This is a genomic window from Polymorphum gilvum SL003B-26A1, from assembly GCF_000192745.1.
Lineage (GTDB): Bacteria > Pseudomonadota > Alphaproteobacteria > Rhizobiales > Stappiaceae > Polymorphum > Polymorphum gilvum.
In genome coordinates this window covers 3997237-4020457 of the sequence record NC_015259.1, presented here as the reverse complement: position 1 = coordinate 4020457, position 23221 = coordinate 3997237, and the positions used below count along the sequence as shown (strand labels likewise).

The 23221-nt window shown below is 67.4% G+C and carries 18 protein-coding genes; 5 read left to right on the top strand and 13 right to left on the bottom strand.

Annotation, left to right across the window (positions count from 1 at the left end; genetic code table 11):
* The first annotated feature begins 34 nt into the window (after positions 1 to 34).
* On the top strand, positions 35 to 832 hold the full coding sequence (locus tag SL003B_RS18715) for an FAD binding domain-containing protein (protein ID WP_013654441.1): 798 nt from the start codon (positions 35 to 37) through the stop codon (positions 830 to 832).
* 87 nt (positions 833 to 919) lie between these two features.
* On the opposite strand, the gene SL003B_RS18710 is transcribed toward SL003B_RS18715, so the two are convergent.
* From SL003B_RS18710 to SL003B_RS18700, 3 genes are all read right to left on the bottom strand, one after another.
* Complete coding sequence (locus SL003B_RS18710; protein WP_041375637.1) at positions 920 to 2617, bottom strand: methyl-accepting chemotaxis protein; 1698 nt, start codon at positions 2615 to 2617, stop codon at positions 920 to 922.
* Between the two features lie 278 nt (positions 2618 to 2895).
* A complete protein-coding gene (locus SL003B_RS23870) occupies positions 2896 to 5331 on the bottom strand; it encodes a methyl-accepting chemotaxis protein (protein ID WP_013654439.1) in 2436 nt (811 codons plus the stop codon).
* Between the two features lie 128 nt (positions 5332 to 5459).
* Positions 5460 to 6218: an SDR family NAD(P)-dependent oxidoreductase gene (locus SL003B_RS18700; RefSeq protein WP_013654438.1), complete on the bottom strand. Its 759-nt coding sequence runs from the start codon at positions 6216 to 6218 to the stop codon at positions 5460 to 5462.
* 145 nt (positions 6219 to 6363) lie between these two features.
* Between SL003B_RS18700 and SL003B_RS18695 the strand changes: the two genes are divergently transcribed.
* The gene (locus tag SL003B_RS18695) at positions 6364 to 6627 is read left to right on the top strand and encodes a (2Fe-2S)-binding protein (protein WP_041375636.1); all 264 of its coding nucleotides are present in this window, start codon (positions 6364 to 6366) and stop codon (positions 6625 to 6627) included.
* Entirely contained in the window at positions 6624 to 7109 is a 486-nt protein-coding gene (gene bfr, locus SL003B_RS18690) for a bacterioferritin (protein WP_013654436.1), read from the top strand. Before SL003B_RS18695 ends, bfr begins: the two co-directional genes overlap by 4 nt.
* Before the next feature lie 42 nt (positions 7110 to 7151).
* On the opposite strand, the gene SL003B_RS18685 is transcribed toward bfr, so the two are convergent.
* From SL003B_RS18685 to SL003B_RS18670, 4 genes are all read right to left on the bottom strand, one after another.
* Positions 7152 to 7811: an ATP-binding cassette domain-containing protein gene (locus SL003B_RS18685; RefSeq protein WP_013654435.1), complete on the bottom strand. Its 660-nt coding sequence runs from the start codon at positions 7809 to 7811 to the stop codon at positions 7152 to 7154.
* Positions 7808 to 9490 carry an ABC transporter permease gene (locus SL003B_RS18680; RefSeq protein ID WP_041375635.1) on the bottom strand — a complete coding sequence of 561 codons (1683 nt, stop codon included), beginning with the start codon at positions 9488 to 9490 and terminating at the stop codon, positions 7808 to 7810. Before SL003B_RS18680 ends, SL003B_RS18685 begins: the two co-directional genes overlap by 4 nt.
* Before the next feature lie 19 nt (positions 9491 to 9509).
* Positions 9510 to 10724: an ABC transporter substrate-binding protein gene (locus tag SL003B_RS18675; protein WP_013654433.1), complete on the bottom strand. Its 1215-nt coding sequence runs from the start codon at positions 10722 to 10724 to the stop codon at positions 9510 to 9512.
* Positions 10725 to 10829: 105 nt separating this feature from the next.
* A complete protein-coding gene (locus SL003B_RS18670) occupies positions 10830 to 11306 on the bottom strand; it encodes an Lrp/AsnC ligand binding domain-containing protein (RefSeq protein WP_013654432.1) in 477 nt (158 codons plus the stop codon).
* A gap of 133 nt (positions 11307 to 11439) precedes the next feature.
* Between SL003B_RS18670 and putA the strand changes: the two genes are divergently transcribed.
* Complete coding sequence (gene putA / locus SL003B_RS18665; RefSeq protein WP_013654431.1) at positions 11440 to 14568, top strand: bifunctional proline dehydrogenase/L-glutamate gamma-semialdehyde dehydrogenase PutA; 3129 nt, start codon at positions 11440 to 11442, stop codon at positions 14566 to 14568.
* 31 nt (positions 14569 to 14599) lie between these two features.
* On the opposite strand, the gene SL003B_RS24170 is transcribed toward putA, so the two are convergent.
* The 6 genes from SL003B_RS24170 to SL003B_RS18635 form a co-directional block, all read right to left on the bottom strand.
* Entirely contained in the window at positions 14600 to 15532 is a 933-nt protein-coding gene (locus SL003B_RS24170) for a DUF1186 domain-containing protein (RefSeq protein WP_158306646.1), read from the bottom strand.
* A gap of 72 nt (positions 15533 to 15604) precedes the next feature.
* Positions 15605 to 18133, bottom strand: coding sequence for an ATP-dependent helicase HrpB (hrpB, locus tag SL003B_RS18655; protein ID WP_013654429.1), 2529 nt, complete (start codon positions 18131 to 18133; stop codon positions 15605 to 15607).
* Between the two features lie 13 nt (positions 18134 to 18146).
* A complete protein-coding gene (gene glk, locus SL003B_RS18650; RefSeq protein WP_013654428.1) occupies positions 18147 to 19193 on the bottom strand; it encodes a glucokinase in 1047 nt (348 codons plus the stop codon).
* Complete coding sequence (locus tag SL003B_RS18645) at positions 19190 to 19618, bottom strand: methylglyoxal synthase (RefSeq protein ID WP_013654427.1); 429 nt, start codon at positions 19616 to 19618, stop codon at positions 19190 to 19192. Before SL003B_RS18645 ends, glk begins: the two co-directional genes overlap by 4 nt.
* Before the next feature lie 144 nt (positions 19619 to 19762).
* Positions 19763 to 20665, bottom strand: a complete 903-nt coding sequence (locus SL003B_RS18640) for a DUF1194 domain-containing protein (RefSeq protein ID WP_013654426.1) — start codon at positions 20663 to 20665, stop codon at positions 19763 to 19765.
* Between the two features lie 141 nt (positions 20666 to 20806).
* A complete protein-coding gene (locus SL003B_RS18635) occupies positions 20807 to 21643 on the bottom strand; it encodes a DUF1194 domain-containing protein (protein WP_083812127.1) in 837 nt (278 codons plus the stop codon).
* Positions 21644 to 22171: 528 nt separating this feature from the next.
* Between SL003B_RS18635 and SL003B_RS18630 the strand changes: the two genes are divergently transcribed.
* Positions 22172 to 23158, top strand: coding sequence for a sugar-binding transcriptional regulator (locus SL003B_RS18630; RefSeq protein ID WP_013654423.1), 987 nt, complete (start codon positions 22172 to 22174; stop codon positions 23156 to 23158).
* Positions 23159 to 23221: the final 63 nt, after the last annotated feature.

Sequence of the window (23221 nt, the reverse complement as noted above, 5' to 3'; positions counted from 1 at the left end):
AGCGGCGCCGGAGAATTGAGGGAGAACGATCGACATGTATGAAACGACCTATCGCAGGGCGGGTTCGGTGGCCGAAGCGGCCCAGTTCATCGCCAAGGCCGAGGACGGCAAGTTGCTTGCCGGCGGCCAGACCCTGATCCCGACCATGAAGCAGCGCCTTGCGGCGCCGAGCGACCTGGTCGACATCGGCGGCATCGCGGACCTGAAAGGCATTTCCGAAAGCGGAGGCGCAGTGCGTATCGGCGCCGGCACCAGGCATTCCGACGTCGCCGGCTCCGACGTTGTCAAGCGGCTGTTTCCCGGCCTCGCGAAGCTTGCCGGCGGCATCGGCGATCCGCACGTGCGCCACATGGGAACGATCGGCGGCTCGGTCGCCAACAACGACCCGGCGGCAGACTATCCCTCGGCGCTCGTCGCCTTGCGCGCCACCGTGATTACGAACAAGCGTGAGATCGCCGCGGACGACTTCTTCACCGGGATGTTCGAGACGGCGCTTGAGGACAACGAGATCATCATCGCGGTCAGCTTCCCGGTGCCGGAAAAATCGTCCTACGCGAAATATCCGAACCCTGCCTCGCGTTACGCCATGACTGGCGTCTTTGTCGCCAGACACAAGGACGGCTCCGTCCGGGTCGCCGTCACAGGGGCCGGCCAGGGCGGCGTCTTCCGCGTCGAGGCGATGGAGCGGGCCCTTGCCGCCCATTGGGATCCGTCTGCGGTAGAGGGTATCCCGGTGGATCCGAACGATCTGTTGTCGGACATCCACGGATCGGCGGTCTACAGGGCGAACCTGATCACGGTGATGGCCAAGCGTGCGGTCGCAGCGGCTTGAGCCGGTTGACGAAGTCCGATCCGGTTGGTCGATAGAAGAAGGGCGGAGCCTTTGCTCCGCCCTTTGTCGGTGACAAGTTGCCGTGCCTCAGGCGGCCGCCACGGTCGCGACGAAACGGTCGAACGCGGCGCGCAGGCGGTCGGTTTGTTCGGACACCCGTGAGGATGCCGTCAGGACCATAGAGGCCGCCTCGCTGGTCTGGTTGACGGAGGACGACAGGCTGTGGATGTCCTGCGAGACGTCCTGGGTGCCTCTGGTCGCCTGCTGGACGTTGTGGCTGATCTCGTTGGTCGCCGCGCCCTGCTGCTCGACCGCCGCGGCGATTTCCGCCGTGTAGCCGTCGACCTTCTGCATGGTCGCCGCAATATCCTGGATCGCCTTGACCGCTTCGCCGGTCGAGGCCTGGATCGCCGAAATCTGCGAACCGATCTCTTCCGTTGCCTTCGAGGTCTGGTTGGCCAGTTCTTTGACCTCGGCGGCGACGACCGCGAAGCCCTTGCCGGCCTCGCCGGCACGCGCTGCCTCGATGGTCGCGTTCAGCGCCAGAAGGTTGGTCTGCTCTGCAATCGCCTGGATCAGCGTGACGACCTCGCCGATCTTGTTGGCCGCTTCCGCCAGCGAGGACACCTTCGCGTTGGTTGCCTGCGTGTTCTGGGTCGCCTGGGCGACGATGTCGCTGGTCCGGGCGACCTGGCTGCTGATTTCGGAAATCGAGGCGGACAGTTCCTCCGCCGCGCTGGCGACGGACTGGACGTTGTTCGATGCCTCGGTCGACGCACTGGCCGCGGTGGTCGTGCGCTCCGAGGACTCACGGGCGATGTTGGATAGTGTTCCGGCCGTGGCGTTCATTTCGTTCGCGCTCTCCGACACGGCGCCGAGCAGCTGCTGCACCGTAACGCGGAAATCGGCGACCGCGGCCTCGACGCGCTGCTGGCGTTCGAGCTGGGCGCTCTGTTCGCGCGTCTGAGCCGCCTCGAGCTTGCTGCGTTCGACGGCGTTGTCGCGGAACACCTGGACCGTCCGGCTCATGTCTCCGATCTCGTCGCCCCGCTCGATGCCCGGGATGGCGATGTCGTGTTCGCCGTCGGCCAGCGCCTGCATGGTGTTCTGCAGGCTGCGCAGCGGGCGCGTGATGCTGCGCACGACGAAGAAGGCGGCGACCGCCAGCAGGGCGAGCAGGGCGAAGTCCATGATCAGGCGCGCCGTGAAATCGGACCAGAAGATCGCCGATAGGTCGTCGGTATAGACGCCGGTCAGAATCAGGACGTTCCAGGGCTTGAAGCCCTCGAAATAGGAGATCTTGCCGACCGGCGCGTCGCTGCCCGGCTTGGGCCAGACGTAGTCGATGTAGCCCTTGCCGTCGCGCCGCGCGATGTCGCCCATCATCTTGGCGAACGGCTTGCCGTTAGCGTCCTTGAGATTGCGCTGGTCCTTGCCGACCAGTTCCATGCGGACCGGGTGCATGACGACGGCCAGGCTTTCGTCCATGAGCTGGACGACGAAGTAGTTGTTGCCACCGTAGCGCATGCTGCCGATGGCCTGATAGGCGCGTGCTTGCGCTTCCTCGAGGGACAGCGTGCCGTTGTCGACCATCTTCTGGTGATCGGCCATGACCGCCACGGCTGATTCGGTCAGGCTGCGCAACTCCGCGAGCTTCTGCGTGTGGAGACTCTCGTACTGTTTCCAGGATTCGACAGCCATCAGGGCCGCGAGGCCGAGGGCGAAAAGGGCGAGCAGGCTATAAAGACGAAAACCGATGGAAAGTTTGGTGCCAGTAGGATTCATGATGTTCACCCCAAGGAAATGCGGCACTGCAATAAATGCCGGAGCGAAGTTAACGGGTCTCTAATTTGCGATCTATTTTCGAAAATAAATAACAAAAGAAGATGAACGGGAATGGAGGTCGCTTCGCAATGCAACTCTGAGAGTGCGAACCAGCCCGAACGCGGCGGAGCCCCTGACGTCGGATCGATGAGGTGACGTCGGGATTTGCCCCCGAGGCGGTCGCCCCACGTCGGAGGCGCCGTCTCGGCGTATCCGACGCGGGCTGCAGGCCGGGCGCCTTATGCCGCCGCGACCTCGTCGAGGAAGCTGTCGATTTCGCCGTGCAACTCGCCGGTCCTCTCGGCCAGTGCCCCGGACGCCGTCAGCAGGGTTTCGGCGGACTGGGCCGTATGATCGACCGCATTCGACAGGTCCGACATGTTGTGTGACACGGAAGTGGTGCCCTGCGCCGCGCGCTGAACATTCACCGAGATCTCGGTTGTTGCCGCACCTTGCTGTTCGACGGCCGCGGCGATGGTGGCGGTGTAGGTATTGACCTCTTCCATCGTTCTCGTGATGCCCGCGATTGCCTCGACGGAGGCACGGGTTGCACCCTGGATCGCGGCGATCTGGGCGCCAATCTCCTCGGTCGCCTTGGAGGTCTGGTTCGCGAGTTCCTTCACTTCCGCCGCGACGACCGCGAAGCCGCGTCCCGCGTCGCCGGCGCGCGCCGCCTCGATTGTGGCGTTCAGCGCCAGAAGGTTGGTCTGCTCGGCGATCGCCTGGATCAGCGTCACCACTTCGCCGATCTTGGCTGCCGAAGCCGCCAGGCCTTCGACCTTCTCGTTGGTCATGCGAGTGCCTTCCGTCGCGCGGTTCACGACCTCGCTTGTCTGGGCCACCTGCCGGCTGATTTCCGCGATCGAGGCGGCCAGTTCCTCCGCCGCGCTTGCGACGGTCTGTACGTTGCTGGTCGCTTCGTCGGAGGCGTTCAGCGTATCGCTCGCCCGGCCCGAACTGTCGCGTGCGATCTGGGTCAGCGACCGGGCCGTGTCGTCCAGCCCCTGGGCCGTCTCGCCGACGGAGGCGAGCAGCGTCTGCACGGTGGCTCGGAACGACTGGATCAGTTGTTCGATGCGTTGCTGGCGTGCGGTGCGCGCGCTTTCCTCGCGCGCGCTGGCTTCCTGAAGCCGCAGGCGCTCGATCGCATTGTCCTTGAAGATCTGGACGGTCCGGCTCATGGCGCCGATCTCGTCGCCGCGCTCGATGCCCGGGATATCGACGTTCAGGTCGCCTGTTGCCAGGCGCGACATGACGTCGGTCGTCTGGCGGATCGGCCGGGTCACCATCAGGCTCAATCCGAAGGCAAGGGCGGTGCCCGCCAGCACTGCGGCTAGAACCGCCACGCCGATGGTGCCGAGCGCCGTCCGGCTCGACTGGCTCGCCGACGCGGCCTGTTCGGTCGCCAAGTCGGAAATGAGGCTGCGTACGGTGTCCGATAGCCCGTTCAGTTCCTGGACCTTTGCATCCAGCAGCGCCCGGCCCTCGGCCATGTCGGCGAAGGCGGTCTCGAGCGTGCCGATCGAGGTGGTGATCGAGTCCGCCTGGCTTGCCACGACGGCGAAGCCGACGGAGTTCCTCTTCAGCGTGTCATCGTGGGCGCGCAGTTCGCTCAGGCGCGACGCTACGGTAGAACGCTTCTTGGTACTCGGGTCGGCGAGGAAGTCGAGCACCGCTGCCTGGACGGCAAGGGCCCGGATCCGGATCGCCGCCGTGTCGGTGGCAATGGTCTCGATGGCGGAAAGCTGGGAGTTGGCCTGCGCAGTCTTCGCGTCGACGTTCTCGACTGCGGAGAAGGTCTGGTTGCGCACGTCGCGCGCCTGCGCCGCGAGGGCATCGAGCAGCGTCTGCGTTTCCGTCCGCAGGGTGTAGGCCTCGCCGAAGCCCGACGCGCTCGTCAGGCGTCCCAGCCTATCGGCGAGGTCGCTTGCTTGGGTTGCAAGCGCGTCGATCCCGCCCGGATCGATTCCCTCGATGATGGCGTCCTTCATGCCCGCGGCGGCCGGCACGAGGGCCTCAGCCAGCTTCCAGGCCTCGATCATCTTGTCGTTATCGAAGGTTTCTTCGGCTTCCTTGAACAGGTCGCGGATTGCCAGTGTCTCCTCCTGCAGGGTCGCCGCGGTACGGCCGATCCGGTTGGCTGAGAGCAAGGTGTTGCGGGCGGTCGTCGCAGCCTCTCCGGCGCTGCCGCGCAGCTTCCCGACGCTGGCGTCGATGGCGCGCGCAAGGACATCGAGTTCGGAAAGGGCGCCGTCGAGAATCATGCGCTGACGGGCTTGGTCGCCGAACAGGTGCCGGACGTCGTCGAACGTGGACCCGAAGCGGGTCACCGCGTCACTGGCCTCGGCAACCCCGGCTTCGCCGGCGGCATTTCCCGCGAGCCGCGTCTTGAGTTCCTCAAGGCCCACACTGAGCGCATCGAGGGCTTCCGCCGTCTGCTGCGCCAAGTCGCGTTCGCCGCGCACCATGAACGCTTGCCGCTTGGCGTCGGCGTCCTGCAGCATCGCCATCACGGCGGTGGATTGTTCGGCCACGTGGAAGCGGCCGGACAGGTTGAGCACCGAGTAGGCGCCGACGGCACCGACGGTCGCCGTCAGCAGCAGCACGGCGGCAAAACCGCCGCCGACTTTCACACCGAACTTGAGGTTTGCAATCCAGCCTGTGGCACGTTTCATCGTCTAGTCCACCCCGTTGACGCGAGTTCCAAGATCGAAGGCGCTCGCCAGCCCCACGCCACAGTGTCTAGCGTGCAAGCGTGAAGGGGGGGTAAACCGCTGCGTGTCGATTCGATCGAGCGGGCACGTCAGACGTGCTGGCCGCCGTTGATGTGGATCTCCGCGCCGGTGACGTAGGACGACGGCGACGTGCAGAGGAAGAAGATCGTGTCGGCGACCTCGTCCGGCCTCCCCAGGCGACGGAGCGGGATGTCCTCGATGAGCTTCTCGGTGCCGGGCGAGAGGATGGACGTGTCGATCTCGCCCGGTGCGATCGCGTTCACCCGGATGCCATGCGGCCCGAAGTCCGCGGCCATCTCACGGCTCAGCGAGGCCAGCGCCGCCTTGGACGTGGCATAGGCGGTTCCAGCGAAGGGATGCACGCGCATGCCGGCGATGGAGGTCACGTTGACGATCGATCCTCCGGCGTTCTTCAGTTCCTTGAACAGTCCCCGGGCGAGCATGATCGGGGCGAAGAAATTGACCTGGAACACATGGCGCCACACATGCATCGGGGTGGTGAGCGAATCGAGGCGCTGTCCGGCATCGTCCTTCGGGCTGATGCCGGCGTTGTTGACGAGCGCATGCAGCTTGGAGCCGTTGGCTTCCAGCCGCTTGCGCATCTCCTGGACCGCGTAGCCGAGGTTCTCAGGATCGGACAGGTCGACCTGGATATGGTCTTCCGGGCCAGATGGCCAGGGACATTTGTCGGAGAAAGCGTGCCGGGAACAGCTGATCACCCGCCAGCCGGCGGCCGAGAACCGCTTGACCGTTGCATGGCCGATGCCCCTGCTGGCGCCAGTCAGGACGATTGTCTGGCGTTCGTCGAGCGGAGGTGTGTCGGTCATGGACTGGAGGCCTCGGTCGGATGGCGCGGAAAGGAGAAAAGTTGACTCTTGTTTGGAACTTTAGTTTATGCCCACGACCATTGTATGCCAGAATTGAGCGGCGAAACGAACCGCCAAAACTGTAACCGGCGCCCAAGACCGTCGAATGATCATCTGCTCGTGTAACGTGTTGTCCGACAGCCAGCTCCGCAAGGCGGCTGAAGAGATGCGGCAAGACCCGGACGGCAAGCTGCCGACGCCCGGGTCGGTGTTCCGCAAGCTCGGTTGCCGCCCGCGTTGCGGCGGATGTTTCCCTTCCGTCATCGACCTGATCCACGAAAAGCCGGAGGAGGCCGCAGGCCGCTCTGGATATGGCGGCAAAAGCGCTGTAGATCGGGACGAGGCCGGGACGAGGGAGACGGTTGGATGAAGGGCGAAGACAAGGTCATCGAGTATCTCAACAAGGCGCTGCGCCACGAGTTGACGGCCATCAACCAGTACTGGTTGCACTATCGCCTGCTGTCCGACTGGGGCTTCACGAAGCTGGCCAGTAAGGAGCGCGAGGAATCGATTGAAGAGATGCAGCACGCCGACAAGCTGATCGAGCGCATCATTTTCCTTGAAGGGCTGCCGAACCTGCAGAGCCTCGATCCCCTGCGCATCGGCCAGTCGCTCAAGGAATGCGTGGAGTGCGATCTCGCCGGCGAATATTCCGCCCGCGCCCTGTACCAGGAAGCCCGTGAGGTTTGCCGCGAACATGGTGACTATGTGACCATGCACCTGTTCGAAGAGCTCATGGCCGATGAGGAAGGGCATATCGATTTCCTCGAGACCCAGTTGCAGCTAATCGAGCAGATCGGCATCGAGCGCTACGGCCTTCTGCAGGCAGAACCGGCCGACGCAGCCGGCTAGGTCGGAACGGCGACCTAGACCTGGCGGCGGCCCGCGCTCGACCTAGGTGCCGAGGTCGACGATCCGCCCGCCGGCCGCTCGGGCATCCTCCGGATCGTGGGTCACGAGCAGCACCGGCAGGCCCCGCTCGCGCGCCTTGGCGAAAACGACCTGGCGCATCTGTTCCTTGAGCGCGGCGTCGAGGCTGGAGAACGGTTCGTCGAGCAGCAGGGCCCGCGGCTTCGACAGCAGCACGCGCATCAGCGCGACGCGCGCCTGCTGGCCGCCGGAAAGAGCTGCCGGATCCCGGTCTCCGAGGCCGTCCAGCCCCGCCTCTTCCAGCGCCGCTTCGGCCAGGGCCATGCGCTCCTGCCGGGAGCCGGCCCCGGACGGAATGGCAAACAGCAGGTTGCCGCGCACCGAAAGGTGGGGAAACAGCAGCGGCGCCTGGAACAGCAGGCCGACCCGCCGGGCATTCGGCGGCTTTCTCGTCACCGTTTCGCCGTCCAGCCGCACCGTCCCGCTGGCCGTGAACGCCGGATCGAGGAAGCCGGCGACGAAGGCGAGCAGGCTCGACTTGCCGCTCCCGCTCGGCCCCATCACGGTCAGGGCGGTTCCCGGTGCGACAGCGGCAGACAGCCGCAGCAGCATTCGCGTGCCGAGGCGGATCTCGACGTCGTTCAAGGTCAGGCCGGCCTCGGCCGCCGCTGGGTGGTTGGTCACGAGACAGCCTTCAGGGTTTGGCGGTTGCGGAACAGCAGCGCTGGAATGGCGGTCGCCGCCATGAACCCGGCAAGGGGCAGCAGCATCTGCAGAACCGCGTGGACGGCGATCAGCGGGCGGCTGCCGCCGCTGGCCAGGGCTACGCTTTCCGTCGTGACGGTCGGAAAGCGTCCGCCGCCGATCAGCACGGTCGGCAGGTATTGCGCGACCGACACGGCAAATCCGATGGCCGCCGCCGTCAGCACGGCCCGCAGCAGCAGCGGCAGGCGCACCAGCCAGAACGTCCGGGATTCCGATGCTCCGAGCGTCAAAGCGACCTGACGGTAGCGCGGGTCGAGGGCGTCCCATGGATCTGCCAGCGACAGGAACACGTAGGGCAGCACGAACACGAGATGGGCGACCGCCACCGCGCCGAAGCTCGCGTCGAGGCGGAGGGTCAGGAACAGGACCTGTAACCCGAGCAGGAAGGCGATCTGCGGCACCAACAGCGGCATGAACAGAAGAACGCGGGCGCGCGACGGACCGCGCCGGCCGGACCGCGTGCGCATGTCGAGCACCGCGGCCGACAGGGCAGCCGCGGTGAGGCAGACCGGGCCGCCGATCAGCAGGGTGGTCAGCAGAGGCAGTGCGACCAGCGGTGCGGCCGCCGTCCAGTGGCCCACCGTCAGGCTGCCGGGAAGGGCGTCGGGAAAGCGCCACGGGCCGGCGACGGACCACAGGGCGAGCAGCGCCAGTGCCGTCACCGCCGTGCCCGCGACGAGGGCCATGGCCGCAAGGCCGGCAAGCCGGACGCCACGGTCACGGGCGCCGCGCGCCCCGGCGGTCGCCCACGCCGCACCGCTGCGCTGCAGGACCCGCTCCATCACGATCCACAGGCCGATCGCCGCGCCGCTCAGCGCCAGTTGCACCAGCGCTCCGGCGGCGGCCTTGAGTCTCAGCGACAGGTCCGGGTCGCCCATCCAGGCGAGGATGCGCGGCGCGAGGGGCGCAGGCGTTGTCGGCCCGAGAATGAGAGCGACGTCGACCACCGAGGTTGAATAGGCGAGCACAGCCAGCACCGGCAGCCGAATCTGGGCGTAGACCAGTGGGAACACGGCCTTCAGCCAGGCCGTCGTCTTGCCGTAGCCGAGGTTCTCCGCGACCCGCGACAGCCGTGCCCCGTCCGTTTGAGGCAAGGCGGCGAGGGTCATCAGGAACAGAAACGGCACTTCCTTGACGACCAGCCCGGCGGTCATGGCCAGACCGTAGGGATCGTTGACCACCAGCAGGTCCGGCGGTCGGTCGAAGCCGGTCGCCCAGGGCGAGACAAGACGCATCAGGAAGCCGGAGGGAGCAATGAGAAACGCGAGCCCGAAGGCCGCAGCCGCATGCGGCACGGCAAGCAGCGGAGAGATCAGCCGCCGCAGTCGGGCAAAGGCGCGCGTGTCGTGCCATGCCGCGGTGAAGGCGATCACGATCGCAAGAGACAGCGCGGTGGCGGCCAGCCCCGTCCCAAGGCTGAGCCCTATCGATTGCACGATGCCCGGGGTGGCTAGAACGCTACGCAGAGGGGCGAGCGACAGATGCTCGGCACCGAGCGCCGGGAGGTAGCCGAATGCCGGCAGCAGCGTCCCCGCCAGTCCGAGCGCCACCGGTCCAGTCAGCAGCAGGACCACGAGCAGGAGCGGGAGTCGCCGCATCGTTGGGCCGGCGTCCCGATCACGGCGCGCCGTAGCGCGCGATCCAGGCATCTTCCAGCCGGGTCATCCAGGACGGATGCGGTTCGGGGAGCGTCGGACCGAGGTCCGCCGGCGAAAGCGTCGCCACGCCGAGATCGAGCGCGTCGAAGCGGGCGCGATCCTCTGCAGACAGGCCAGCGACGTCGAGCACGGTCGGATCGCCCCAGACCGCTGGATCCTGCTTGCGCGCCTGGGCTTCTGGCGACAGCAGGAAGTCGGCGAACACGAGCGCGCCGGCCTTGGCCTTGGCGTTGAACGGGATGGCGACGAAATGGGTGTTGCCGATCGTGCCCTCCTCGAACACGAAGGTGCGGACCGTGTCGGGCAGTTCTCCCGCCGCGATGGCGCCGGATGCATCGTTCGGGTTGAAGCTGAACGAGATGTCGATCTCGCCGTCCGCGAGCATCTGGCGCATCGCCGCCGCGTTCTGCGGGAACGCGCGCCCCTGGCGCCACAGGTTCGGATGCAGCGCGTCGAGGAAGGCGAACAGCGGTGCCGTGTCGGCGTCGAAGCGTGCCTCGTCGACCGGCATCTGGAGCTTCTGCGGGTCGTCGATCAGCGTTGTGAGCGCCTGCTTGAGGAACGTAGAGCCGTGGAAGTTGGGTGGCTGGGGATAGGTGAACCGGCCGGGATGGGCGGCCGCATGGTCGGCGAGGTCCTTCAGCGACCGCGGCGGCCTGGTCATGATCGCGGTGTCGTACAGGAACACCAGCTTGGCCATGCCCCAGGGGCTTTCCAGGCCGTCGGTCGGCACCGTGAAATCGGTGACGACGGTCGGCTTGCCGGAGACGTCGACGTGTTTCCAGTTCGGCAGCGTGTCGGCCCAGCCCTCCGCGGCAAGCAGGTTCTGGCGTTTGAGCGCCTGGAAATTCTCGCCGTTGATCCAGACCAGATCGACCGCTCCCTCCTCGGTCTTGCCGACGCTCTTTTCCGCGATGATGCGGCTGACCACGGTCGCCGTGTCGTCGACCTTGACGTGCCGGACGGTCACGCCGTAGCGCTCCGACACCTGTCCGGCCGCCCAGTCGATATAGGCATTGATGCGCGGCTCGCCGCCCCAGGCATGAAAATAGACGGTCTGCCCCTTGGCTTCCTCGATCACGGCCGTCCAGTTTGTCGGATCGGCTGCGATGGCGGAGCCGGCAAGGGCGAACGTCGTCGCGGCCGCCGCGGTCAGTCTGGTCAGTCGTCTCATCGGCTTCCCCCAGAAAATGAGCGTTCGAGTCTGTCGATCCGGTCGTGCCGTGTCCGGTCCCTGACGGTCAAGACAAGCGTTCGTGACGGTGTCGGAACCTGCGGCTCAGGCCCAGAGCGGCAGCACGTGCGTGTCCTTGACGTCCTCCATGACCGCATAGGTATGGGTCTCGCGCACCCCCGGCAGATTGAGGATAACGTCGGCAAGGAAGCGCCGGTAGTGGGTCATGTCCCGTACCCGGCTCTTGATCAGGTAGTCGAAGCCGCCCGCCACCATATGGCATTCGAGCACTTCCGGAGACCGGCCGACGGCGGTGGCGAAGGCGTCGAACACGTCCGCGGTGGTCTTGTCCAGCTTGACCTCGACGAACACCAGCAGCCCGAGCCCGAGTTTCTGCGGATTGAGCTCGGCGGTGAAGCCCAGGATGTAGCCTTCGCGGATCAGCCGCTTCATCCGCTCCGCCGTTGCCGTCGTCGACAGGCCGACCCGCTCGGCCAGGTCGGTGGTCGTGATCCGGCCGTCGCCCTGCAGCGCGTGGAGGATCTTTCGGTCGATCCTGTCAAGGTCAGTGGAAGTCTCCAAAGAATGGCCTTTCTAATTCGAATTCAAAGGAATATTACTAAAAATCGATAAAAAAGGAAGAAGGGAGCTTGTTACACTTCGGATTGCAAGGCCGTCCCCTGGTTCGGCGGCCAGTCCTCAAGGAGGCTCCGACGTGTCCGCATCCGCGCCGAATCCCGAGATCGCAGCCGTGCCCCCGTTCCGGGCCGCCTATGCGCCCGACGACGAAGGCCTCGTGCGCCAGCTTCTCGCCGAAACCGGGCTTCCGGCCGACGCGGAAGCGCGCATCGACGCCCGTGCCGCCGGCTACATCCAGGATATGCGGTCTGCGCGTTCGGGGCTTGGCGGCGTCGAGGACTTCATGCGCGAGTTCGGCCTGACCACCCGCGAAGGCCTGGCGATGATGGTGCTTGCCGAGGCCCTGCTGCGCGTGCCGGACGCCGCCACCGCCGACCGACTGATCGAGGACAAGCTGGCCGCCGCCCGCTTCGACCAGGCGGCTGGGCACAAATCCGACACCTGGCTGGTGTCCGCCTCGTCCTGGGCGCTGGGGGTGACCGCCCGCCTGCTGCATCCGGGCGACACGCCCGACACGATCCTCGCCGCGCTGGTCAAGCGGCTCGGCATGCCGGCGGTGCGCACGGCGACCCGCCAGGCCATGCGCCTGCTCGGTCACCAGTTCGTTCTGGGCGAGACGATCGGACAGGCGCTCGAACGCGCCAGCGGCCAGGAGGCGAAGGGTTACCGCTATTCCTACGACATGCTCGGCGAAGGCGCGCGTACGGCGGCGGACGCGCAGCGATATTTCCAGGCCTATGCCGCCGCCATCGAGGCGATCGGTACGGCGGCGGGCAATCGTCCGCTGCCGGCCCGGCCCGGCATCTCGGTCAAGCTGTCGGCCCTGCATCCGCGCTACGAGGCGGTCAAGGCGGACCGCGTCCAGGCCGAACTGCTGCCTCGCCTCCTGGAACTCGTGCGCATGGCGCGCCGGTACGATCTGAACTTCACCATCGATGCCGAGGAGGCGGACCGGTTGGAGATCTCCCTCGACCTCGTCGCCGCCGTTGTGGCCGATCCGGTGACGGCGGGCTGGGACGGTTTCGGCCTGGCCGTCCAGGCCTATCAGAAGCGCGGCGTGGAGGTTGTCGACTGGCTGGTCGAGCTTGCCCGCGCCGGCAATCGCTGCCTGATGGTCCGTCTGGTCAAGGGCGCGTACTGGGACACGGAGATCAAGCGCGCCCAGGAGCGCGGCCTTGCTGACTATCCCGTGTTCAGTCGCAAGGCGGCGACGGACCTGTCCTATCTCGCCTGCGCGAGGCGCCTGCTTGCCGCCCGCGACATCCTTTATCCGCAATTCGCCACCCACAACGCGCTGACCGTCGCGCAGATACAGGAGTTGGCGGGACCGGACGGCGGTTACGAATTCCAGCGCCTGCACGGCATGGGCGAGAGCCTGTACAGGGCGGTGGCCGAACGTCACGGCTATCCCTGCCGCATCTATGCGCCGGTCGGCGGCCACAAGGACCTGCTCGCCTATCTGGTCAGGCGTCTGCTGGAGAACGGCGCCAATTCGTCCTTCGTATCGGTCGTCGGCGATGCGGCCGTGCCGGTCGACCGTCTGCTGCTGCGCCCCGCCGACATCCTCGACGGCGGCGGCCGGGTCCGCAACGCGGCCATCCCGCTTCCCTCGGATCTTTATGGCGACAGCCGGCGCAATTCCGCCGGCGTGGAACTCGGCCATGCCGAGGAACGAGCGCGGCTCGTCGACGGCATGACCGCGGCGGTGCTCTCGGTGGCCGCCGCCACTGTGCTCGCACCCGGCCTGGCGCCCGTCGGCCGGCCGAAGCCGGTGCATTCGCCGGCAGACGGACGCACGCTCGTCGGCGAGGTCGTCGAGGCGGATCCGGAAGACGCGGCCCGGGCGGTCGGATCTGCCGCTTGCGGCTTCGAGGTCTGGTCGCGCTGCCCGGTCGAAAGCCGCGCTGCGGCGCTGGAGCGGGCGGCCGATCTGATCGAAGCGAACCGCGACCGGCTGATGGCGCTGCTCGCCCTGGAGGCCGGCAAGACGCTGCCCGACGGCATCGCCGAGATCCGAGAAGCCGTCGACTTCTGCCGCTATTACGCCGCCGAGGCGCGCATGCGGTTCGGTGAGGGATGCCTGATGCCCGGCCCGACCGGCGAGGAGAACCGCTACCGGCTGCGCGGCCGCGGCGTCTTCGTCTGCATCTCGCCGTGGAATTTCCCGCTGGCGATCTTCGTCGGTCAGGTTGCCGCCGCGCTGGTTGCCGGCAACGCCGTCGTCGCCAAGCCGGCCGAGCAGACGCCGCTGATCGCCCGCGAGGCCGTGACGCTGTTGCACCGGGCCGGCGTTCCCGAGGACGCCCTGCTCTTTATGCCCGGAGACGGCCGCGTCGGGGCGGCGCTGACCGCCGATCCGCGTATCGCCGGGGTCGCCTTCACCGGCTCGACGGAGACGGCCTGGGCGATCAATGCCAGCCTGGCGGCAAAGCGCGGCCCCATCGTGCCGTTGATTGCCGAGACCGGCGGTATCAACGCCATGCTGGTCGATGCCACGGCGTTGCCGGAGCAGGTCTGCGACGACGTTGTCACCTCCGCCTTCCGCTCCGCCGGCCAGCGCTGTTCGGCGCTGCGCCTGCTCTACCTGCAGGACGACATCGCCGACGGGCTGCTGGAGATGATCGAAGGCGCGGCCGCCGAACTGACGCTCGGCGACCCGCGAGATCAGGCCACCGACATCGGCCCGGTGATCGACGCCGACGCCCGCGACGGCATTCTCGCCCACATCGAGGCGATGGCCGCGGCGGACCGGCTGCGCTTTGCCGGGACCGTGCCCGGGGGTGACCTAGCCGGCGGGTTCTGGGTCGCGCCGCACATCGTGACCCTCGACCGGCCCTCGGACCTGACGCGCGAGGTGTTCGGCCCGGTCCTGCATGTGGTCCGCTATAGGGCGAAGGAGCTGGACGCCATGCTGGAGGCGATAGCGGCCACCGGCTACGGTCTGACGCTTGGCGTGCACAGCCGCATCGACGCCACGGTCAAGCAGGTGGTCGACCGGTTGTCGGTCGGCAATGTCTACGTCAACCGCAACACCATCGGCGCCGTCGTCGGTACCCAGCCCTTCGGCGGTTCCGGCCTGTCCGGCACCGGTCCGAAGGCGGGCGGACCGGCCTATCTGCAGCGCTTCGCTCTCGAGCAGGTGGTGTCGATCAACACCGCCGCTTCCGGCGGCAACGCCAGCCTGCTCGCCCATTCGGAGGAGTAGCGGACTACTTCGTCGCCCGGCCCGGGTCGGCTCACTGCAGGCAGCACTTCTTGTACTTCTTGCCGCTGCCGCAGGGGCAGGGGTCGTTGCGGCCGACGCTCTTGAACGGATTGTGGACGGGCTCGCCCGGCAGGAACGGATAGTCGCCTTCCGCGGCCTTGAGATAGGCGGGGTCGAGCGACGACAGATAGTCATCGTCTGCGGCCACGTCCTCGTCGTCAGCCCCCCAGTCCAGCAGCGTCCCGATCGTGTCCTCGAACGGCCAGTAGCGGCTCGCCCGCATCCAGGCTTTGCGGTCGGTCGCCTTCCTGGCCTCGGAAAGATGGTAGTCGTAGTCGCTCATCTCGGTCGGCCACAGGCCGAATTCGTCCACGGAGATCAGCCCATCCCGAAACGTCTGCTCGATCAGCGGCTTGAGATCCTCGTACTGCAGGTCGGCGATGGTCGCGATCCAGGACCCCCACAGGAAGCTGTCGGGCTCGGGAGCAACGGCACGCGGGAAGGCTTCCAGGAACGCCCGGGCATGGACTTCCGGCGTCGTTCCGGTCAGCACCGTGTAGGTCCAGGCGGAAAAGAACGCGTCCCGGATGAAGGCCTCGACGTACCGGTTGGCGATGCCGCGTTCGAGCGTGGCGAGGTCACCGTCGTAGACGGCGATGAGGATCTGTCCAATCGTTTCTGTGACCGCATCGCCGAACACGTCCGCCACATCGTCGTCGCCGGACTGTAGCAGCGTCATCAGCGGTGCGAAGGCGCGCTTTTCCTGGACTTCTCCCAGGATGTGCGCTCCATAGAACAAGGCTGCCTTCGTTTCCTCCGTCAGGTCCTTTCCGGCGGCATTCGCCGTCAGCAGGTCCAGCAGGACCGGAATGGCCTCGTCGGGATGGTCCAGGCAATGCTGGATCGTGTCCTCGGGGAACCCGTCGTTCGAAGCGAGGCGGCTGATGATGTCTGCGGCAGGCATGACCATGATCCGTGCTCGATGTGGAATGGCACCGTCCTACCACAAGCGGATGGCGAGGGCACGGAAGATGCGCTATGTGCCGCGCGGTTTCGCGCGCCGCGTCGCCTCTGCGCCGGCCGGGTCGTCCGGCCAGGGATGCTTTGGATAGCGGCCCTTCATGTCGCCCTTCACGTCCGCCCACGAGCCCTTCCAGAAGCCCGGCAGGTCGCGCGTGATCTGGATCGGCCGGTGGGCCGGAGACAGCAGTTCCAGCGTCAGCGGGATCCGCCCGTCGGCGACGGAGGGATGCTTCACCAGACCGAACAGTTCCTGCACCCGGATCGAGATCGTCGGCCCGGCTTCGGCGCCGTAATCGATCGGCACTCTGGATCCCGTTGGCGCGGTGAAGTGCGACGGCGCCTGACGATCCACCTCGGCGGCCAGCGCATGAGGCAGGAGCGTGGCCAGCGCGTCGCCGAGACACGACTCGTCGATCGCCGCGATCGCGGTCTTGCCGAAAAGGAACGGGCCGAGCCAGTCGTCCAGGCTGTCGGCGAGTCCTGCGTCCGAAAGATCGGGCAGGGCCGCGCCGCCGGCCTTGCGGACAAACTCCGCCCGTGCCCGCAGGCGCAACTGATCCTTGGTCCAGGGCAGCCGGTCGATGCCGCGTCGGCGCACCTCGGCGACCAGTGCCATGCGGATCGCCTCCGGATCGGGGCTGGCGACCGGCCGGCTGGCCAGTTCGAGTGCCGCCAGTCGGCGTACCCGGCGTGCCCGCACCGTGCCGTTCGCCTCTAGGCGGACCTCGTCCTCCTCTATGATGTCGTCAGCGAACAGCGCTTCGATCTCGCCGGGCGTCAGCGGCGCCGCCAACAGGATGCGGCCGCTCGCCGCCCGGCCTTGGATCTCGGCGATGGCCAGGAAGGTCTCGCCCGCCAGCGCCTGCTCCTCGGCGATCTCTGCGCCGCGGCCGTTGGCGAGGCGGAAGCGACCGCGCTGGCCGCGCGCCTGGGCGACGCGTTCGGGATAGGCCAGCGCCAGGACTTCGCCGCAGCGTTCGGGGGCGTCGTCGGTTTTCGCGCTGGCTCGAGGTCTGGCGAGGCGGTGCCAGCGGGCCGCGAGGGCGCGAGCGTCCTTGGCCCGCCTGCCGCCGTCGCGGCGTAGCCGACGCACCCGCTCGCGCAGGTCCGGATCGGAGCCGCCAAGGCCTGGTTCCGTCAGGATCACCGCGACGTCGGCGGCCAGCGCTCCGAGCCCCCGCCCTTCGGCGTCGACCAGCATGTGGGCGAGGCGCGGAGCCAGCGGCAGGCGCGCCAGCGTCCGGCCGTGGTCGGTGATCCGGCCTCCCCCGTCGAACGCGTGCAGGGCCTTCAGCAACGTGACCGCCTCGGCCCAGGCGGCCATAGGCGGCAGGTCGGGAAAGGCAAGGCTTGTCGGATCGCTCGTGCCCCACAGGGCGAGGTCGAGCGCGAGGCCGGAAAGGTCGGCCTCCAGGATTTCCGGTCGGTCGGCAGCGGCGAGGGCCTGCGTCTGCGCCTCATCCCACAGCCGGTAGCACACGCCCGGTTCCGTCCGGCCGGCGCGCCCGCGCCGCTGGTCGGCGGCGGCGCGGGACACGCGCACTGTCTCCAGCCGCGTCAGTCCGGTCTGCGGCTCGTAGCGCGGCACGCGCGCCAGGCCGCTGTCGACGACGACGCGCACGCCCTCGATGGTGAGCGAGGTCTGGGCGATGGAGGTCGCCAGCACGATCTTGCGCGTCCCGGCCGGTGCCGGGCGGATAGCCGCGTCCTGGGCGCGGGCGTCGAGCGCGCCGTAGAGCGGTGCCACGACGCAGTCTGCGGGCAGTTGCCCGGCCATTTGCCCGGCAAGTTGCCCGGGCAGTTGCTCGGGCAGTTGCCCGGTCAGTTGCTCGGCCACGCGCAGGATCTCGCCCTGACCCGGCAGGAAGGCGAGGATCGATCCCGTCTCCTCTGCCAGCGCCTTGCGGATGGCGCGGGTAACCTGCGGTTCGATCCGTTCCTCCGCCCGTCGGCCGAGATAGCGCGTCTCGACCGGGAAGCTGCGTCCCTTGCTCTCGACGACGGGCGCATCGCCGAGCAGTCGCGCCACCGCGGCGGCGTCGATCGTCGCGGACATCGGGACGAGGCGCAGGTCGTCGCGCAGCGCGCCCTGAACCTCCAGCGCCAGCGCAAGCCCCAGGTCGCCGTCGAGGGAGCGCTCGTGGAACTCGTCGAACAGCACGCAGGCGACGCCGCGCAGTTCCGGATCGTCCAGGATCAGTCGGGTGAACACACCCTCGGTAACCACCTCGATCCGCGTCCGCGGGCTGACCCTGGTCTCCATGCGGACGCGAAAGCCAACGGTGTCGCCGACCGCCTCGCCGAGCGTCTCGGCCATGCGGCGCGCCGCCGCACGCGCCGCCAACCGGCGCGGCTCCAGCACCAGGATGCGGCCGTCGCCGCGCCAGGGCGCGTCGAGCAGCGCCAGCGGCACGCGGGTCGTCTTGCCGGCGCCTGGTTCGGCGACGAGGACGGCGCTGGTATGGCTCTCCAGCGCAGCCAGAAGCTCCGGCAGCACGGCGTCGATCGGCAGCGGCTCGGTCGCGTCGGAACGGCGGGGCATGGTGGTATCCGGCTCAGGCGGTGTCGCCGTCCGCCGCGGTTGTCCAGCGGCGTCCCGCCGTTTCGACCGCGAACAGGGACGGCGCGCGCGCAAAGGCGGCCAGACCCGCCAGCGCAGGATTGGGGTGGCGGACCAGGAAGGTCGGGATCGCCCTGACCAGCGCCTCGTGCGGCGCTTTGGCCTCGAACGCGGCGCGGAATTCCCCGGTTCTCAGGAACGACGCCACATAGGCAGAGACGCCGCCGGCGATGTAGACCCCGCCGCGAGCGAGCACAGTCAGGGCGAAGTCGCCTGCCACCCGTCCCAGCGCACGGGCGAAGACCTGCAGAGTCTTGGCGGCCACCGGATCTCCCTGTTCTGCCGCAGCGGTCACGTCGGCCGCCGTCGCGAAGCCTCGCGCCAGGCCTTCCGCCGCCGCCACGGCATGCGCGAGCCGCGGCAGGCCGGTGCCGCTCAGGACCTGTTCGGCACCGATGCGTCCGCCCAGCCGTTCGACATGCGGCCAAACTCGGTAGTCTTCGTCGCTGACCGGTCCAAGTTCGACATGGCCGCCCTCGCCGGGCACCGGCACCCAGGTGCCTGCGGCATGGATCATGGCTGCTGCGCCGAGGCCGGTGCCAGGACCGAGCACGAACTTCGAGCCGCCTTCGAGCGGCGACCCGCCGCCGATCTGCTCCACGTCGTCGCCGACAAGCCCCGGCAGCGCCAGCGCTTGGGCCTCGAAGTCGTTCAGGACGACGACCTCGTCCAGTCCGAGGTCCGCGATCATCCGCAGCGGCTCGACCACCCAGGAGGCATTGGTCAGCGGGATCCGGTCGCCGGTCACCGGCCCGGCCACCGCGATGATGGCCGTACGCGGCATGAGCGAGGTCGTATCGAGAACGCAGTCGCGGATCGCCGCGACGATGTCCGGATAGGCCTCGGTCTCGCGCGGATCGATCATCTGCGCGCGCGCATGGGTGTCCGAAACCAGGGCGAAGCGCACGTTGGTTCCGCCGACGTCGGCGACGAGGACCGGAAAGCGGAAGGCACGCGGACGAGCGGGAAGCTGGCTCGTCATCGGGGCACGCTGATTTCCGGGGTCGCGGAGGTGGTCCGCAACCCGGTCAGCCGTGCCGAGCGCAGCAGGATCTCTGCCGTCGACAGGTTCAGCGCCATCGGGATGTCGTAGACCAGCGCCAGCCGCATCAGCGCCTTGACGTCGACGTCGTGCGGCATTGGCGACAACGGGTCAGCGAAGAAGAAGAGCCCGTCCAGCCTGCCTTCGGCTATCATCGCGCCGATCTGCTGGTCGCCACCGAGCGGGCCGCTCTTCAGCTGCATCAGGTTGAGCTCCGGGCAGGCGTCGAGGATGCGCCCGCCCGTCGTGCCGGTCGCCACCAGGCGGAAGACCGACAGTTTCTCGGCGTTGCGCCGGACGAAGGCGACCATCGCGTCCTTCTTGGCGTCATGGGCGACAAGCGCCAGAACGGGGCGATCCGTCATCGTTCGCGTTTCCTGCACGTGACCTGGCTGTTTGAAGCGGGTTCGCACCAGCTTTAGCCGGTCGCGGCTGAAAGGCAAAGGCCGGCCCGGGTCGGAAAGGACCGGCCGGGGCTGCAGTATCGGGGGAGACGGCGTACGATGCGCTCAGGGATCCAGGTTGCGCATGCGCTGCTGCCATAGCCGCTCGCCGATCAGGCAGAACGGATCGATGCCGTCGGCGGCACGCCAGATCCGCACGGGTTCGTCCCCGGGAACGACCTCGGGAACGACCTCGGGAACGACGCCGGCGATCTCCAGCACCAGCTTGCGGCGGATCGATTCGGCAAAGGCGTCCTCGCTGCGGATCGGGATGACGAAGGAGCCGGCGCCGCCGGTGACGCAGTCGCGGTAGTAGCGGTCGAGGTCGACGATGTCGAACAGGCTGTAGCCGCGTTCCTTCATCACGAGCGGCAGGCCGTTGATGACGATACCGTCCCTGATGACCATGTCGCGGGCGAGCGGCGCGAGCGTGCCCTGATTGTTCGGGCCGTCGCCCGAAATGTCGATGACGCGGCGCATGGCGTCGTGCGGCAGGCGCTCGAACTGGGCAGCGGAATACAGCAACGCGTCGCCGATTGCCGTTCGGTAGGCGCGTCGGATCGGCGCTTCGGCCAGGGCCGAGGCGAAGGTCTCCGCGGACGCCGCGTCATCGACGACGTGCCAGTCGATCAGGGTGGCCTGCGACAGCGCGCCCGCCCATTCCACATAGGCGAGGGCAATCCGGCCGACCAGCCCGCCGCGGATGGCCGCCAGCACCTCGCCCGAGGTGACCGCGTCGATATAGCCGCTGCGCTGCAGACGAAGTTCGTCCTCGTCCATCGAATAGGAAATGTCGACTGCCAGAACGATGGCGACATCGACTTCGTCGGCTTTGGCGCCATCGAGCGCTGCGGGCGCCAGCATGGCGACCAGGACGACGGCGACAGCCGCGGCGGCGCGGCCGGGCAGGCCGAAGAGAGCGAATGGGCGGACGAGGGTGTCTGCCCGGCTGCGTTCGCAAGACGGCATGCGCAGTCGAACCTCCCTGCGCGAGCGCTTCGGGGCGCCGGGACCGCCTGCACGGGCCCGGCGCGATGGTCTGACAGTGTGCCGAAAACCGGCCCGGACGCAAAGTCGCGATTGCGTGACCGGCGGCGCCGGGCCGGTGCGTCAGTCGAACAGGTTGCAGCGGATCGGTTGGCGCGAGGACGCCAGCATGACCTTCGGCTGATCCTGCACCAGGCCGGCAATCTCCAGCACCAGTTTCATCCGGATCGCATCCGCGAAGGACTCCTTGGACCGGACGGGTATCGAGAACGACCCCGGCCCGCCGATCACGCAGTCCTCGTAATAGTGGTCGAGGTGCAGCATCGCCTGCCAGGCCGTGGTCTCCGCTTTCATCATCAGCGGCAGGCCGTTGATCGTGATTCCGGCGGCGAGTACCCGGTCGCGCATTTCCGTCACCGAGCCGCCCTGGTTGTTGGGCCCGTCGCCGGAAATGTCGATCACCTTGCGCAGGCCTTGGTAGGGATTGGACCGCATCATCTCGACCGCCCGGTCGAGAGCGGAGACGATCGACGTCCGCTGCACCTGGCGCAGGGGCGCTTCGGCGATTCTGGCGGCGAAGGCGGAGGCCGACGCCCGGTCCTCGATCAGGGTCCAGTCCGCCACGGTGAAATGCTCGCCGACGCCACCCCATTCCACATAGGTGACGGCGATGCGGCCGGTCGGTCCGAAGCGGATCGCGTCGAGCACTTCGTCGGATGTCAGGGCCGCGACATAGCCCGCGCGCTGGACCTCCTGTTCGTCGGTATCCATGGATTGCGAAATGTCGACAGCGAGAACGAGTTCCACGTCGACTTCGGTTGCCGGGGACAGGGAACTGAAGGCGGATGGCGGCCGGAAATCCCGCGCGAGGGCGGGAGCGGCCGAGAGGAGGCCGCACAGCAGCGCTGCGGCCGAAAGGGCAGAGCCCCCGAGGAAGCATGTGCACGCACTGAGACGCATGGTCTTCTCCTTGTTAGGCCGAGGCCGAGAATCCACGTCTCCCTGGGCGATTTTGTTGTTGCGGCTAAGCGCCGGATGGATGCGTGACCCATCGGGAAAACAGCGGATATCTGACGATTTTGATGAGCCGACGCATGAATGTCGCACAGCAATAGGCGTGCCAGACTCAGCCGGGCTCGAAATTCGTCGGCAAATCAAAGGCGCACAATGTGCGCACTTTTGCCTGCGCAGGGCTGGGTCGATTTTTGCCCGGCAATTTTTGCCGGGTGTCGGTTTTCTCGCCGTTTCGATGGGCAGGAATTGCCCAGTGGTTGATCTGCCTGCCCACACGTTACGCAGATCCGATCGCGACAGGGATACAGGCTGGACGACAAACGAAAATCAGGCCCGAATCGACCTTCGGACGCTTGACGAAGCTCGAATGGAAAGGCAAGTTTCCTGAAATAATTCTCATCAGCTGAAGAAATTTTCGCCAGGGGCCCTTCCCGGGGCCGACGGCGGAAGCGAAGCGGCGGGCAACGACGACGGGTGGCGCGGGTGCAGGACGAGGACTGGACGACTTACCTCTCGGTACGGGCCGCGTGGCTGTCCTTCGTGGGCGGCTGCACGCAGGGCGAGATCGCCAGCCGTCTCGGCGTTTCGCCTGCCAAGGTGCATCGGCTCATCGCCCACGCCCAGAAGGAAGGGCTGGTACGCTTCCAGATCGAGGGCCGGCCGATCGAATGCCTCAAGCTGGAAGATGAGTTCGCCCGCCTGTTCGGGCTGTCCACCTGCATCATCGCGCCTGACCTCGGCGGCGGCGATCAGGACACGGCGATCCGGGGCGTGGCGGCCGCTGCCGGCAATTTCCTGTCCAACGTGCTGTCATCACCGGACGTGACCCGGGTCGGCGTCGGCATGGGTCGGACCCTGAAGGCCTCGGTCGAGGCCATGCCGCGCATGATGCGGCCCGATCTGGCGATCATGTCGATATCCGGGTCGCTGATGCGCAAGCTGTCGGCCAACCCCTATGACGTCGTCCAGCGCATGCTCGAGCGCACCGGCGGCGAGGGCTATTATCTGCCGGTTCCCTATTTCGCCGAGAACCTCGAGGAACGGGACATGTTTCTCGGTCAGCGCAGTGTCCAGGACCTTCTGGAACGCGCGCGCCAGTCGGATGTGTTCGTTGTCGGCATCGGCTCGATCAACGACGAGGGGCATCTCGTCCAGCGCGGCCTGATCAAGAAGGCAGAGCAGGAAGAGCTGAAACGGGCCGGCGCGGTCAGCGATCTCATGGGCAAGTTCCTGACCATCGACGGCAGCATCGCGCCGGTGCCGCTCGGCGATTGCGCCGTCGGTCTGCATTTCGAGGAAGTGCGCGGCGCACGCGTGATTGCGCTGGTAGGCGGGGAAGGCAAGGCTGAAGCGACGCTTGCCGCGCTGCGCACCGGCGTCATTACCGATCTGATCGCGGACGAGACCCTGGCACGGGCGCTCCGCGGGATGGTTGGTTCGCAACTGGCGGAGTCGGCCTGACGGCCGGTTCGGTCTCAGAGGGAAGCAGAAGGGGATCCGGCCGTCGTGGCGGATCCGAATGTC

Excerpts from the sequence above, each read along its gene's own strand:
- SL003B_RS18715 (WP_013654441.1), top strand. The coding sequence starts at position 35 with ATGTATGAAACGACCTATCGCAGGGCGGGTTCGGTGGCCGAAGCGGCC.
- SL003B_RS18710 (WP_041375637.1), bottom strand. The coding sequence starts at position 2,617 with ATGAATCCTACTGGCACCAAACTTTCCATCGGTTTTCGTCTTTATAGC.
- SL003B_RS23870 (WP_013654439.1), bottom strand. The coding sequence starts at position 5,331 with ATGAAACGTGCCACAGGCTGGATTGCAAACCTCAAGTTCGGTGTGAAA.
- SL003B_RS18700 (WP_013654438.1), bottom strand. The coding sequence starts at position 6,218 with ATGACCGACACACCTCCGCTCGACGAACGCCAGACAATCGTCCTGACT.
- SL003B_RS18695 (WP_041375636.1), top strand. The coding sequence starts at position 6,364 with ATGATCATCTGCTCGTGTAACGTGTTGTCCGACAGCCAGCTCCGCAAG.
- bfr (WP_013654436.1), top strand. The coding sequence starts at position 6,624 with ATGAAGGGCGAAGACAAGGTCATCGAGTATCTCAACAAGGCGCTGCGC.
- SL003B_RS18680 (WP_041375635.1), bottom strand. The coding sequence starts at position 9,490 with ATGCGGCGACTCCCGCTCCTGCTCGTGGTCCTGCTGCTGACTGGACCG.
- SL003B_RS18675 (WP_013654433.1), bottom strand. The coding sequence starts at position 10,724 with ATGAGACGACTGACCAGACTGACCGCGGCGGCCGCGACGACGTTCGCC.
- SL003B_RS24170 (WP_158306646.1), bottom strand. The coding sequence starts at position 15,532 with ATGCCTGCCGCAGACATCATCAGCCGCCTCGCTTCGAACGACGGGTTC.
- hrpB (WP_013654429.1), bottom strand. The coding sequence starts at position 18,133 with ATGCCCCGCCGTTCCGACGCGACCGAGCCGCTGCCGATCGACGCCGTG.
- glk (WP_013654428.1), bottom strand. The coding sequence starts at position 19,193 with ATGACGAGCCAGCTTCCCGCTCGTCCGCGTGCCTTCCGCTTTCCGGTC.
- SL003B_RS18645 (WP_013654427.1), bottom strand. The coding sequence starts at position 19,618 with ATGACGGATCGCCCCGTTCTGGCGCTTGTCGCCCATGACGCCAAGAAG.
- SL003B_RS18640 (WP_013654426.1), bottom strand. The coding sequence starts at position 20,665 with ATGCCGTCTTGCGAACGCAGCCGGGCAGACACCCTCGTCCGCCCATTC.
- SL003B_RS18635 (WP_083812127.1), bottom strand. The coding sequence starts at position 21,643 with ATGCGTCTCAGTGCGTGCACATGCTTCCTCGGGGGCTCTGCCCTTTCG.